The following is a 13,334-nucleotide window of genomic DNA, read 5'->3' as shown; positions in this document are numbered from 1 at the left end:
TTTATTTTAATTTTCAGCGTGGAAGTGCTCGCTCATTATCTCCAATTCGGTACGGAATGCCAACATTTTATCTCCAAAAAGTTGCAAACCTTCTTCACGCAAACGTGGCGCATGATTTTTATAATAGTTCTCAAGATTCTCCCTTGAAGGTACAAAATATTGGATAGAATACGTTACACCTCCCATATCTTCATCTACCAAAACTTTCACCATACGTGCACTCGTAAATAAACCAGTTGCTAAAACATCTTTAATGTGTTTTTGCTGCATCCATGCTATCCATTTATCATGAACGCTTTCGTCGATATTAATCGTTACGTTATATATAATCATTATCCTTAAAATTCTATTAGTTTACAAATTTGAGTCGCCTCGTAATAGTCGGTATTGTTTTCGAGCTTCTGTAAAATAAATACTATCGGGATGCTCAAAAATCATTTTTTCATACAAAGGCTTTGCCTTGTCAGTATCTTCCAAAAACTTGCGATAAATTTCTGCAGAATAATACAAAGCTTCATCGGTATATACACTTTCTTTGTGGTCGGTTAAAATCTTATCATAATAATACAACGCCTTATCGTAATCTGTTTTTTGCTGATAAATTGTCCCTATCTTCATTATTGCCTCATCTTCAATATCATCTCCTTTATTTTTCTCTAGTAGCTCTAAAAATTCTTTCAAAGCCTCATCCTTTTTATTTTGAAATAACTTAAAATCGGCATTTGAAAAAGCCGTTAATGCTACTTTGGTACTATCCTGAACAGAGTTATCCGAAATAAGCAAAAATAATTCCAACGCATCATTAGCAATTAAAAGACTTGATGATTGTTTTAAAACTTTTACCTGTTGTAATGCCCAATCAAAATCTTTTTTATAATAATTGGCTTTCGCCATTTTCATGCTTGCCTCATGTGCCATAACATCATTTTTCAAATTCTCTTCTATTTGAGCATAATACAAAATAGCTTGATTGAATTTTTCATCATACAACATAATATCAGCCAATTCCATTTTTACTTTTGACTGATCGCGAATATTTAAAGGCAATGCTAAAGTAGTATTGAGTCCTGCAATAGCCTCTGATGGATTATTCAAATTAAAAGCTTCAAAATGTGCTAAAAGCAATTGCAAATCTATAGTATAAGGACTCACCCCATACTTTTTAATCATTAATTGAAGCTCTTCTTTTATTGTTTTGTATTCCGCCTTATCTGCTTTTGCAATACGCATTTTAAACAAATAATGATGAGCATTTATTTGCAAACCAGTATCTGAAGTGTTATCCAAAACAAACTGCAATATATTTGTAGCCGTTTCTTCTTGATTGTCCGCAACTGCTAATTGTGCTAAAGCGACAATATTTTGAAAACTATCTGGGTCTCGTTTGTAAATCGCTTTTTCCTGTATAAAAGCTTTCCCGTAATCTTTGTGCTGTACATAATACCAACTTAAAAATTGATTCCAATAACTATCTGGATTTTTTTGGGTACGAATTAACAACGCTTTTTTCAAATCGTTATTGAAAGACTCACTCGCTTCATCTTCTATAAAGCGTGTTAAATAATTTTGAACAACCCCTGTACTTTCGGGTTTAAAATAGGCATAATCAAGTAGTTTATCAATCATCCCTGGTAAATTGCCCATTTGTCCTTGCAACAAGGCTACTTGATAATCAAAATTTAAGTTTGGATTCTCTTTTTGTCCTAAATCATATGCTTTTAATGCCCAATCCAATAATACTTTTTTTTCAAAAGCGCTTCCTAAACTGTAAGCATAATTGGGATTATCATGAATAGCCTCAAGGGATTCTTCGTATTTTTTATCTGCTTCTACTTGTTTTTTCTGCAACTGATAAATATACCCTTCCTCAACTAACATTGTCGGTACATTCATTTTCTTTTTACGATCGGCAATAAACTGAAGCGCCTTATCATATTGTTCCAATTGTTGATAACATACAAGTAACTCGCTAAAATATAATTGCTTTTTCGTTTTATAGACCTCTTCAAAAATATTAGCCGCTTTTTCGTATTCGCCATTATCCATATAATCAAAAGCCAAGCGTTCATTTTGTGCAAATGAAAAGGCAGTGATTAACAGTGCAGTATACAAAAAAGTCTTTAACATAGAATAAAACAAATATTGCACTAAAATAACACATTTTGCGTCAATTTAGTGCAATACTACTGAAAGTTTAATATTAGTTTATGATGTCAAAACCAGTATAAGGGCGTAAAACTTCTGGTACAACAATTCCCTCTGGTGTTTGGTAGTTTTCTAAAATACCTGCCAAAACACGAGGCAAAGCCAATGAACTTCCGTTCAATGTATGTGCCAATTGATTTTTACCTTCTTTGTCTTTGAAACGCAATTTCAAACGGTTCGCCTGGAAAGTTTCAAAGTTTGAAACTGATGAAATTTCCAACCAACGATCTTGTGCCGTTGAAAACACTTCAAAATCATAAGTAAGCGCCGATGTGAAGCCCATATCACCACCACAAAGTCTTAAAATACGGTATGGTAATTTCAATTCTTGAAGTAATGTTTTCACGTGCTCTACCATTCCATCCAAAGCTTGATATGAATTATCAGGATGCTCTACACGAACAATTTCTACTTTATCAAATTGGTGTAAACGATTCAAGCCACGTACGTGAGCGCCGTAAGAACCCGCCTCTCTTCTAAAACACGGTGTATACCCTGTGTAAAGAATTGGCAAATCACTTTCGTTTAACAATACATCTCTAAAAATATTAGTAACAGGCACCTCAGCTGTAGGAATCAAATATAAATTATCTTCACCTACATGGTACATCTGACCTTCTTTATCTGGCAACTGACCTGTTCCGTAACCTGAAGCTTCATTTACCAAGTGCGGCACTTGCATCTCTTGATAACCTGCATCAGTATTTTTATCTAAAAAATATGAAATTAAAGCACGTTGTAAACGCGCACCTTTTCCTTTATATACGGGGAAACCAGCACCTGTGATTTTAGCTCCTAAATCAAAATCAATGATATCGTATTTTTTTGCTAATTCCCAGTGTGGTAAAGCACCTTCATGTAAAACTGGAATTTTACCTTCCTCAAAAACATTCAAATTATCATCTGCCGATTTTCCTGCTGGGACAATATCCGCTGGGGTATTGGGCAATTTGTATAATTCTTCTTGTAGTGAATTGGCTAACTCGTTTAACTTCTCTGTAAGTTCTTTTGTTTCGTCTTTAAACTGTGCCGTTTTGGCTTTTAAAATTTCCGCTTTGGCTTTTTCACCATTACGCATTAAAATACCAATTTCTTTGGATAACTTATTGGATTCTGCAAGAATGTTGTCCAATTCAACTTGTGTAGCTCTTCTTTTTTCATCCAAATCTACAACTAAATTCACCAAGTCATTTGCATCGATATTTCGCTTTGCCAAACGCTTGATAACTTCCTCCTTGTTTTCTCTAATGTAAGTTATCTGTAACATAGTATAAAAATTTAAGAGGCAAATTTAAGTAATTTGATTTTACTTACCGCAAGTTCCCTTTGTTTTTATAAGGCAGGATTTTAAACATTTTAACCTCACATTCACACAATAAAATATTGATATTTATTATTTTAGCCAAAATTTAACCTAAAGATGAAAAAAATCACTTTACTATTCCTCCTAACAGTATCTCTTTTTGGCTATACCCAAAATGATGAAAGTCATTTTGAAAAAATGGTTGAAGCAGAAATGAAATCGGCGGCATCTATTCAAAATTTTCAAGTCAATCCGAATACTCAAAACTACGATATTACTTACCATGAACTGCGCTTTACCGTAGACCCTGCAGTGCATTACATCACCGGTCAAGTAGCTACAACTTTTACCGCTTTAAGCAACATGAATACCGTAGTATTTGACCTAGCCAATCAACTTACCGTAAACAGCGTAAGTATGAATGGAAACGCCCTTAGTTTTTCACAAAACACCACAGACGAACTAACCATAAACCTTCCTTCAACATTGACAACTGGAAGTGTCGCTACGGTTGTCATCAATTATCAAGGTGCCCCTCCTACATCCGAAAACGCTTTTACAATATCTACACACAGTGGAGTTCCTGTTTTATGGACCTTATCCGAACCATTTGGCGCAAGAGATTGGTGGCCTTGCAAGCAAGACTTAAACGACAAAGTAAACAGTATTGATGTTTACATCAAAGCCCCTATAACTTACACTAGTGTTTCCAACGGTTTAGAACAATCGGCTATTGACAATGGGGATGGAACTAAAACTACACATTTCCACCACAATTATCCGATACCCGCTTATTTAATTGCTATTGCCGTTACCAACTACACCATCTTTAACCAACAAGGCGGTTTAGGAACAGCCCCTAGCCCTTATTTTCCAATAGTAAATTACATCTATCCTGAAACTGCAACAAGCACACAAAATAGCTTATCCGTAACTCCTGGCATTATTAATTTCTTCGAATCTATCTTGGGCCCCTACCCATTTCGAAATGAAAAATACGGCCATGCACAATTTGGCTGGGGAGGCGGTATGGAACACACAACCGTTTCATTTATGGGTTCTTGGTCAAGAGGTTTAATTGCTCATGAAATGGCACACCAATGGTTTGGTAATAAGGTAACTTGCGGTACTTGGAAAGACATTTGGCTGAATGAAGGAATCACAGAATACATGTCGGGGATGGTTGTAGAAAATTTTGATGGTGCAACAGGATTCGTAAACTGGAAAATTGGAAAAACAAACAGCATCACTTCTTTACCTGGTGGGAATTTATACCTTACCAATACACAAGCACTAGATGTAAACCGAATTTTCAGCAGTCGTTTAACCTACAACAAAGGTTCCATGGTTACCAATATGATTCGTTACGTAATGGGCGATACTGCTTTTCTGCAGGCACTACAAAACTATTTGAACGATGTCAACTTATCGTATAACTATGCTATTACTACTGATTTCAAATCACATATTGAAACCTCATCTAATTTGGATTTCACAGAATTCTTTAACGACTGGGTTTATAATGAAGGGTATCCAACATACAATATCACGGCGCAGAACTGGGGCAATGGACAAGCTAAAATAACCGTAAACCAAACGCAGTCACACCCAAGTGTAACCTATTTTGAAATGCCATTGTTAATTCGCTTAAACGATGGAAATGGCAACACGCATGATGTAACAGTAAACAACACAGTAAATGGAGAAGAATTTATCGTTCCTGTACCTTTTACTGTTGCTGGAATAGAATTTGACCCAAACAAGGATATCATTTCAAAGAACAATACCGCTACATTGTCAAATGAAGATTTCAATTTTGACGACACCGTTGTACTATATCCAAACCCAAGTTCTGCAAACGTACACATGATGTTACCGGACAACATAACACTTGAAGAAATTGTCTTTTTCAACAACCTTGGACAAAAAGTATCGAGTTTCAACGAAAAAGATTTTTCAGTTGAAAACCTTCCTATAGGAGTCTACACTGTAACAATTAAAACCACTGAAGGACTAATTCATAAAAATTTTATAAAAAAATAAGTCACCCCTAAAATAATAACAAAAAGTAAGGTGAAAACCTTACTTTTGTCGTTCACATTAAAAAGCATACATCAAAAATGATTCAATTAGCACAAATACTATTCATCTTATCTGTTTTAGTAATTCTACACGAATTCGGTCACTACATTGCAGCCAAAATATTTAAAGTAAGAGTAGAAAAATTCTACCTATTCATGGATGCTGGATTTTCATTGGTGAAGAAAAAAATTGGAGAAACCGAATGGGGAATTGGGTGGTTACCACTAGGAGGCTACGTAAAACTTTCCGGTATGATTGACGAAAGTATGGATACTGAACAAATGAAACAAGAAGCTCAACCTTGGGAATTTCGTTCAAAACCAGCTTGGCAACGTTTAATTATCATGCTAGGTGGTATTATTGTGAACATTGTATTGGCATGGCTTATTTATGCGTCTATGTATTCGACAGTAGGTAAAAAATACATCGATACAGCAGTGCTTCAAGAAAAAGGGTTACAATTTGGAGAAGTAGGCCAATTGGTAGGTTTCAAAAATGGCGATAAAATCGTATCGGTTGATGGTAAGTTTCAAGAAAACTTTAACCGTATGACCATGGACATTTTATTCAGCGAAGAAATAAAAGTAGACCGTAACGGCGAAATGGTAACGTTAAACCTTACCGATGAGCAAATTGGTGAAATTTTAGACAAAGAAGGAAGAAACTTTATCTTACCAAGAACTACAGGTGCTACAATTGACTCTGTTGCTCCAAAATCGGGTGCAGCATTGGCTGGACTTCAAAAAGGTGATTCTATCGTTTCTATCAACGGTAAAAAAATGACATTCTTTGACGAGTTCACTAGCGAAGTAGGACAACACAAAGGAAGCAATGTTGCTTTGGTTATTGCGCGTAATTCAAAATTAGATACGCTTACAACGGCTGTATCAGCAGAAGGCACTTTAGGCATCACTGTACCTCAAAGCATCAAAGATGATTACTTAATCACAAAGAAAATGAGCTTTGGTGAGGCAATACCGGCTGCTATTAAAGAATCATGGGCGTTATTGGTATACAATGTAAAAAGTTTCAAACTGATTTTAAGACCTGCTACAGGTGCTTACAAGCAAGTAAAAAGCCCGGTAGGTATTGCACGTCAATTACCAGACACTTGGAATTGGGAATTTATTTGGAATTTCACGGCTTTATTTTCAATTGGATTGGCGTTTATGAATTTATTACCTATTCCAGGCTTAGATGGTGGACACGCCTTATTTACCATAGTGGAAATGATAACAGGAAAAACTTTAAGCGATAAAGCTGCAGGTTACGTACAAACGGCTGGAATGGTTATCTTGTTGACACTGATGGCTTTCACCTTCGGAAAGGACATTTTCCAATTAGTGACCGATAAATTTTTATAATTTTTTTTGCTTTTTTATTTGTAAAACTAAAAAATCAATCTATATTTGCACTCGCAAAAAAGGTACAACACCTTCCTCCTTAGCTCAGTTGGTTAGAGCATCTGACTGTTAATCAGAGGGTCCTTGGTTCGAGCCCAAGAGGGGGAGCTACTTTTTTGCAAACATATTTAACCTATAAGGTTATTCCTCCTTAGCTCAGTTGGTTAGAGCATCTGACTGTTAATCAGAGGGTCCTTGGTTCGAGCCCAAGAGGGGGAGCTGAAAAAGACTTTACAATTTGTAAAGTCTTTTTTTTTGCACTTAATTCAAGGCATAGCCACTGTTTACACTGTAATGGCTAATCATAGTACTTTTTTGACCTTGATGTAAAAAATTGATTTTTATCAAAAAAAGCCAACCAAAAAGGCAACATCTAAAATTCAGAAGCATTTTAGACCAATTCATACATCAATCACATAGAATAGAATTTCAGGACTAATCCACGAGGAAGAAAAAGAGGAATCAACAAAGAGTAATTTTAGTATATTTGAATCACAGTTAACACAAGAAAAAAGTTGTTTTTAATGAAAAATGGAGGTGGCCATTTTTAAAACGAAAATAGTTAATCAATATCACTGGAATTTCCACCCAAGAAATACTTCACTATTAAAAACGAAAAGTTTACTATATTTTAAAAAAAAACATGAAAAAAATCCTTTTAACCTTTACTATACTTTGTTCAATATTGTGCTTTTCGCAAGATAAAGCAACCCAAAACACAAATGCCATCAATCTAGTATTAGACAATTGGCATCAAGCTGCCTCAAATGCGCAATTTGAAGCCTATTTTAACGCACTAGACAAAGAATCGGTATTCATAGGTACCGATGCTGCCGAAAACTGGAATAAAGCTGAATTCATGTCGTATGCGAAACCTTATTTTGACAAAGGAAAAGCATGGAGCTTTACTCCGCTACAACGCAATATCTATTTTTCAAGCGATTTTAAAACGGCTTGGTTTGATGAATTACTGGACACGCAAATGAAAATCTGTAGAGGCAGTGGTGTATTAGTTAACGTAAAAGGAAATTGGAAAATCAAACAATATGTTCTTTCTGCAACGATTCCTAATGAAAATATGGGAAGTGTAATAAAAATTAAAGCGCCTATAGAAGACGCTTTAATGGAAACTATGAAAAAACAATAAACTAGTTATTGTAAACCGTTTCTTTTAAGTTCTTGAACATGTCTGCTGTCATGTTTTCAATTGTAAAGTCGTTTGACCAACCCCAATCTTCTCTTGCTGAAGTATCGTCGATACTTGCTGGCCAGCTATCCGCGATTTTCTGTCTGAAATCTGGATTGTAGTCAATTGTAAAGTCTGGGAAATGCTTTTTAATTTCTTCTGCAATTTCAGCTGGCGTAAAGCTCATAGCCGATAAATTGTATGAAGAACGTATTTTAATTTGTTCTGCTGGTGCTTGCATGATTCCAATAGTTGCTTTAATAGCATCATCCATGTACATCATTGGTAAAGCGGTATTAGCCGATAGGAAACTTGTAAATGTACCCTCAGTAATTGCTTTGTGGTAAATATCAACAGCATAATCTGTAGTTCCTCCTCCTGGTTCCGTACTCCAGCTGATTAAACCAGGGTAACGGATACTTCTCACGTCAACACCATATTGCTTGTTGTAATATTCACACCAACGCTCTCCCGCCTGTTTTGAAATACCATAAACCGTAGAAGGTTCCATAACGGTATATTGTGGCGTATTGTTTCTAGGCGTTGTAGGTCCAAATACGGCGATACTTGAAGGCCAGAATATTTTTTGAATCTTTCCGTCTTTTGCCAAGTTTAACACGTGAAATAAAGAGTTCATATTCAAATCCCAAGCAAAAGCTGGATTTTTTTCTGCTGTTGCCGAAAGCAAAGCTGCCATCAAATACACATCCGTAATCTCGTATTTTTCAATCAAATTTTCAATTTGGTTGTAATCCAATGCGTTCACTACTTCAAAAATACCATTATTCACAACGTCATTCTCAAGTTTTCTAATATCTGAAGCAATTACATTTTCAACACCATAAGTTGCTCTTAGCTTAGCAGTCAATTCTGTACCTATCTGTCCGCAAGCTCCAATAATTAATATTTTTGTTTTCATAATGTAACGTAAATTTTAAAGCGCAAAGATACAAGTTTTGAAAACTATTTATTAAATGTAAAAACGAGAAACGGAATAATTTTTGTGATTTTTCATTGAAAATTATATCCGTTAAAAACCGTTAATTCGCTTAAACTTCTTCAAACATTTGTATTTTTGCACTTATTCGTTAATAATGAAACAGTTTATCACCTTTTTATCCCTAGCTATTCTGCTAGTTTCGTGTAATGATTTTGAAAATCAAAAAGCCGATTCTACTAAAGAAATAGAACGCAATGAAGTTGTTTTCAAAAACATTTCAAAAGAATGGCAATTTACTTTTCCCAAAGCCAAGCCAGAAGCCGAAAAGGAATTATTAGAATGGAACAATTGGCAACAATTCAAATCGGAACTGGAACAAAAACCGAAAACGTCCATTTTAGCTTTTCAAATGAAAATTAAAAATGTAACGATAAAATCGGATAGCCTTTCATTAACTGTACCTGAACCCTTCAATACACCTCAGGTAAGAAGTCGATTGGTTACTTTGAGTACCAAAATCAATTCACTTAATACGTATATGCATTTACAATTGATACCCCAAAAACAGGTGTCGCAATTGATTAAAGAAGTAAATGGGGAAATTAAAGGGTTTTACATACAGCTGGATGAAATCCTTATAAAAAAGGCCATTCCTAGAGAAATAGGTGAAGAAGAAATGATACGCGCATTTGACACTACTCGTTTTGCTACTCAAAAATTTTCGGAAAGCAATTTGAAAAATGAACAAAAAGAGCCGTAATAAAATACTAGAATACTAAACATTAACCACTGCTTACAATTTAAGTCTAGTGGTTTTTTTAATTTTGCATTATCTATAAAAAGTACATTTTGAGTAAAGCAGACATTTTAAACAAATACGAAAAACAACCCAAATTAAAGGCGCTGTTAGATTCCTTCGCTTCACGTAAAAAATCGAATGTTAAAGGATTGACCGGTTCGTCACTTTCGTTTGTAGCCACAGCATTATTTAAAAATGCCGATTTACCTTTCTTGTTTTTATTTAACGACAAAGAAGAGGCTGCCTACTATTTGAATGATTTGGAACAATTGATTAACGATCAAGATGTTTTATTTTACCCTGGTTCCTACAGAAGACCTTACCAGATAGAAGAAACCGACAATGCTAATGTTTTACTCCGTGCAGAGGTTTTAAATCGTATCAATTCGCGTAAAAAACCTGCTATCATAGTTTCTTATGTAGATGCCATCTTTGAAAAAGTGGTTACACGAAGAGAATTGGAAAAAAACACCTTAAAAATTGCTTTAAACGACAACCTTTCCATTGACTTTATCAATGAAACCCTTTTCGAATATAATTTCAAAAGAGTCGATTTTGTTACGGAACCTGGCGAGTTTTCTGTACGTGGTGGTATTATTGATGTTTTTTCATTTTCAAATGACCATCCGTATCGTATTGAATTTTTTGGTGATGAAGTAGACAGTATCCGTAGTTTTGATGTTGAAACCCAACTGTCAGTTGAAAAACTGAAAAAAATCAGCATTATACCAAATGTTGAAAACAAACTTTTGGAAGAAAACCGAGAAAGTTTCCTAGAATATATCAATGAGAAAACGGTACTTTTCATTCAAAACACCGAGTATCTTTCTCAGAAATTAGACAAGTTATTCTCAAAAGCCGAAGAAGCATTTGAAAAGCTTTCCAAAGACATCAAACACGCAACTCCAGAAGAATTGTTTGTAAACCAACGCCAATTTATTGTAAAAGCCAATGATTTTACAATTGTGGAATTGGATAAAAAGCCGGTTTTCAGAATTGACCAAACTATTGAATTTCACACCCAACCGCAACCGGCATTTAACAAGCAGTTTGATTTGCTGTTGAACAATTTGGGTGAAAATCATTTTCACGGCATTACCAATTATCTGTTCTGTTCTAATGAAGGTCAAGCCACTCGTTTTCATGATATTTTTGAAAGTCTGGATGAGGACAATCACGAAAGCATTCGCAAGCAATATAAAACTGTAGTATTACCGCTTTATCAAGGTTTTATTGATGAAGAATTGCAAATTGCTTGTTATACCGACCATCAAATTTTTGAACGTTATCATAAATTCAATATAAAAAACAGTCAGTCTAAAAAGCAAACCATCACTTTAAAAGAGCTGACTTCTTTATCCGTGGGTGATTATGTAACGCATATTGATCACGGAATTGGAAAATTTGGAGGTTTACAGAAAATTGAGGTTGAAGGAAAAAAACAAGAGGCTATCAAACTGGTTTATGCCGATAATGATATTGTATATGTGAGTATTCACTCGCTTCATAAAATTTCAAAATTCAACGGTAAAGACGGGACATCACCAAAAATATACAAACTTGGTAGTAATGCTTGGAAAACCTTAAAACAAAAAACAAAAGCACGTGTTAAAAACATTGCGTTTAACCTTATTCAATTATATGCTAAACGTAGATTGGAAAAAGGATTTGCGTGTGCTCCGGATAGCTATTTGCAAAAAGAATTAGAAAGTTCATTCATCTATGAAGATACACCGGACCAAATAACCGCAACAGCAGATGTAAAAATGGACATGGAAAACGAACGTCCTATGGATCGTTTGGTTTGTGGAGATGTTGGTTTTGGTAAAACAGAGGTTGCCATTCGTGCTGCATTTAAAGCGGTGGACAATGGCAAACAAGTTGCAGTATTAGTACCAACTACTATTTTGGCCTATCAACACCACCGTTCGTTCTCAGAACGTCTGAAAGATATGCCGGTTACTGTTCATTACTTAAACCGTTTTAGAACGGCAAAGCAAAAAGCCCATACCTTAGAATTATTAAAAGAAGGCAAAGTGGATATCCTCATTGGAACGCATCAATTGGTTAATAAAAATGTACAGTTTAAAGATTTAGGTTTATTAATTATTGATGAAGAGCAAAAGTTTGGCGTAAATGTAAAAGATAAACTAAAAACTATATCTGAAACGGTTGACACCTTAACTTTAACAGCAACTCCAATTCCGAGAACGTTGCAATTCTCATTAATGGCAGCCCGTGATTTATCCGTTATCACAACGCCTCCACCAAACCGCTACCCAATCGAAACCCATGTGGTTGGTTTTAACGAGGAAACCATTAGGGATGCAATAGCATACGAAATTGAGCGTGGTGGTCAGGTTTATTTCATCAACAACCGTATTGAAAACATCAAAGAAGTAGCAGGTATGATTCAACGACTTGTGCCTGGTGCTAAGGTAGGTATTGGTCACGGTCAAATGGATGGTAAAAAATTGGAAGAATTGATGCTTTCTTTTATGGAAGGCGAATTTGATGTTTTGGTAGCTACTACTATCATTGAAAGTGGTTTGGATGTACCAAATGCCAATACAATCTTTATCAACAACGCCAATAATTTTGGTTTGTCTGATTTACACCAAATGCGTGGGCGTGTAGGACGTAGTAATAAAAAGGCATTCTGTTATTTTATAGCTCCACCCTATTCTGTTATGACAGAAGAAGCGCGTAAACGAATTCAAGCTTTGGAGCAATTCAGTGAATTGGGAAGCGGTTTTAATATTGCTATGAAGGATTTGGAAATCCGTGGTGCAGGAGATTTATTAGGAGGCGAACAAAGTGGTTTCATCAATGAAATTGGATTTGACACCTATCAGAAAATCATGAATGAAGCCATAGAAGAGCTTAAAGAAAATGAATTCAAAGATTTATATGAAAGCGAAAACAATGAAGAAACCAAAGAGTATGTAAAAGACATACAAATAGATGCCGATTTTGAATTGTTATTCCCTGATGACTATATCAACAACATTACAGAACGTTTGAACTTGTACAACGAATTGAGTAAGATTAAAACTGAAGAAGAATTACAAGTCTACGAACAAAAATTAATGGATCGTTTTGGACCTTTACCAAAACCTGCTATTGCGTTGATGAACTCTGTTCGTATCAAATGGAAAGCAGCTTCGATAGGTTTGGAAAAATTAGTTATCAAACAAGGTAAAATGGTAGGTTACTTTATAAGCGACCAACAAAGTAATTTTTACCAAAGTGCAAAATTCATGAGAGTTGTACAAAAAGTACAGCAAAATGGAAACCTTTGCAAAATGAAAGAAAAACAAACGAAGGCCGGTTTACGCCTCTTGTTAACCTTTGACAATGTAAAGAGTATTAACAAAGCCTTGGATCTCATCAATATTCTATAAATGCAAAAAAGC

At 35.1% G+C, this 13,334-nt stretch carries 9 protein-coding genes and 2 tRNA genes; 7 read left to right on the top strand and 4 right to left on the bottom strand.

The window, feature by feature from the left end; translation table 11 throughout:
- Positions 1-6 precede the first annotated feature (6 nt).
- From ACFS5J_RS10070 to serS, 3 genes are all read right to left on the bottom strand, one after another.
- Positions 7-333 carry a DUF4286 family protein gene (locus ACFS5J_RS10070; RefSeq protein ID WP_379812006.1) on the bottom strand — a complete coding sequence of 109 codons (327 nt, stop codon included), beginning with the start codon at positions 331-333 and terminating at the stop codon, positions 7-9.
- A 21-nt stretch (positions 334-354) separates the two neighbouring features.
- A complete protein-coding gene (locus tag ACFS5J_RS10065; protein WP_379812004.1) occupies positions 355-2,127 on the bottom strand; it encodes a tetratricopeptide repeat protein in 1,773 nt (590 codons plus the stop codon).
- 73 nt (positions 2,128-2,200) lie between these two features.
- On the bottom strand, positions 2,201-3,472 hold the full coding sequence (gene serS, locus ACFS5J_RS10060) for a serine--tRNA ligase (RefSeq protein ID WP_379812003.1): 1,272 nt from the start codon (positions 3,470-3,472) through the stop codon (positions 2,201-2,203).
- A gap of 153 nt (positions 3,473-3,625) precedes the next feature.
- Between serS and ACFS5J_RS10055 the strand changes: the two genes are divergently transcribed.
- From ACFS5J_RS10055 to ACFS5J_RS10035, 5 genes are all read left to right on the top strand, one after another.
- Entirely contained in the window at positions 3,626-5,551 is a 1,926-nt protein-coding gene (locus ACFS5J_RS10055; protein WP_379812002.1) for a M1 family aminopeptidase, read from the top strand.
- Between the two features lie 77 nt (positions 5,552-5,628).
- Positions 5,629-6,954: an RIP metalloprotease RseP gene (rseP, locus tag ACFS5J_RS10050; protein WP_379812000.1), complete on the top strand. Its 1,326-nt coding sequence runs from the start codon at positions 5,629-5,631 to the stop codon at positions 6,952-6,954.
- A gap of 73 nt (positions 6,955-7,027) precedes the next feature.
- Positions 7,028-7,101, top strand: a tRNA-Asn gene (locus ACFS5J_RS10045).
- A gap of 37 nt (positions 7,102-7,138) precedes the next feature.
- A tRNA-Asn gene (locus ACFS5J_RS10040) sits at positions 7,139-7,212 on the top strand.
- A 424-nt stretch (positions 7,213-7,636) separates the two neighbouring features.
- Entirely contained in the window at positions 7,637-8,140 is a 504-nt protein-coding gene (locus tag ACFS5J_RS10035; protein ID WP_379811998.1) for a nuclear transport factor 2 family protein, read from the top strand.
- A gap of 1 nt (position 8,141) precedes the next feature.
- On the opposite strand, the gene ACFS5J_RS10030 is transcribed toward ACFS5J_RS10035, so the two are convergent.
- Entirely contained in the window at positions 8,142-9,098 is a 957-nt protein-coding gene (locus ACFS5J_RS10030) for an L-threonine 3-dehydrogenase (protein ID WP_379811997.1), read from the bottom strand.
- A gap of 175 nt (positions 9,099-9,273) precedes the next feature.
- Here ACFS5J_RS10030 and ACFS5J_RS10025 point away from each other — a divergent pair, with 175 nt between their 5' ends.
- Together ACFS5J_RS10025 and mfd are read left to right on the top strand one after the other, a co-directional pair.
- Positions 9,274-9,879 (top strand): hypothetical protein, encoded by a 606-nt coding sequence (locus tag ACFS5J_RS10025; RefSeq protein WP_379811996.1) that lies wholly within the window; start codon positions 9,274-9,276, stop codon positions 9,877-9,879.
- Positions 9,880-10,022: 143 nt separating this feature from the next.
- Complete coding sequence (gene mfd, locus ACFS5J_RS10020; protein WP_379812269.1) at positions 10,023-13,322, top strand: transcription-repair coupling factor; 3,300 nt, start codon at positions 10,023-10,025, stop codon at positions 13,320-13,322.
- Positions 13,323-13,334: the final 12 nt, after the last annotated feature.

This window comes from Flavobacterium chuncheonense, assembly GCF_042686145.1.
Lineage (GTDB): Bacteria > Bacteroidota > Bacteroidia > Flavobacteriales > Flavobacteriaceae > Flavobacterium > Flavobacterium chuncheonense.
The sequence above is the reverse complement of the archived record's forward strand: the minus strand, read 5'-3'. Positions and strand labels throughout refer to the sequence as shown.

Excerpts from the sequence above, each read along its gene's own strand:
- ACFS5J_RS10055 (WP_379812002.1), top strand. The coding sequence starts at position 3,626 with ATGAAAAAAATCACTTTACTATTCCTCCTAACAGTATCTCTTTTTGGC.
- serS (WP_379812003.1), bottom strand. The coding sequence starts at position 3,472 with ATGTTACAGATAACTTACATTAGAGAAAACAAGGAGGAAGTTATCAAG.
- ACFS5J_RS10025 (WP_379811996.1), top strand. The coding sequence starts at position 9,274 with ATGAAACAGTTTATCACCTTTTTATCCCTAGCTATTCTGCTAGTTTCG.
- ACFS5J_RS10070 (WP_379812006.1), bottom strand. The coding sequence starts at position 333 with ATGATTATATATAACGTAACGATTAATATCGACGAAAGCGTTCATGAT.
- ACFS5J_RS10035 (WP_379811998.1), top strand. The coding sequence starts at position 7,637 with ATGAAAAAAATCCTTTTAACCTTTACTATACTTTGTTCAATATTGTGC.
- ACFS5J_RS10030 (WP_379811997.1), bottom strand. The coding sequence starts at position 9,098 with ATGAAAACAAAAATATTAATTATTGGAGCTTGCGGACAGATAGGTACA.
- ACFS5J_RS10065 (WP_379812004.1), bottom strand. The coding sequence starts at position 2,127 with ATGTTAAAGACTTTTTTGTATACTGCACTGTTAATCACTGCCTTTTCA.
- rseP (WP_379812000.1), top strand. The coding sequence starts at position 5,629 with ATGATTCAATTAGCACAAATACTATTCATCTTATCTGTTTTAGTAATT.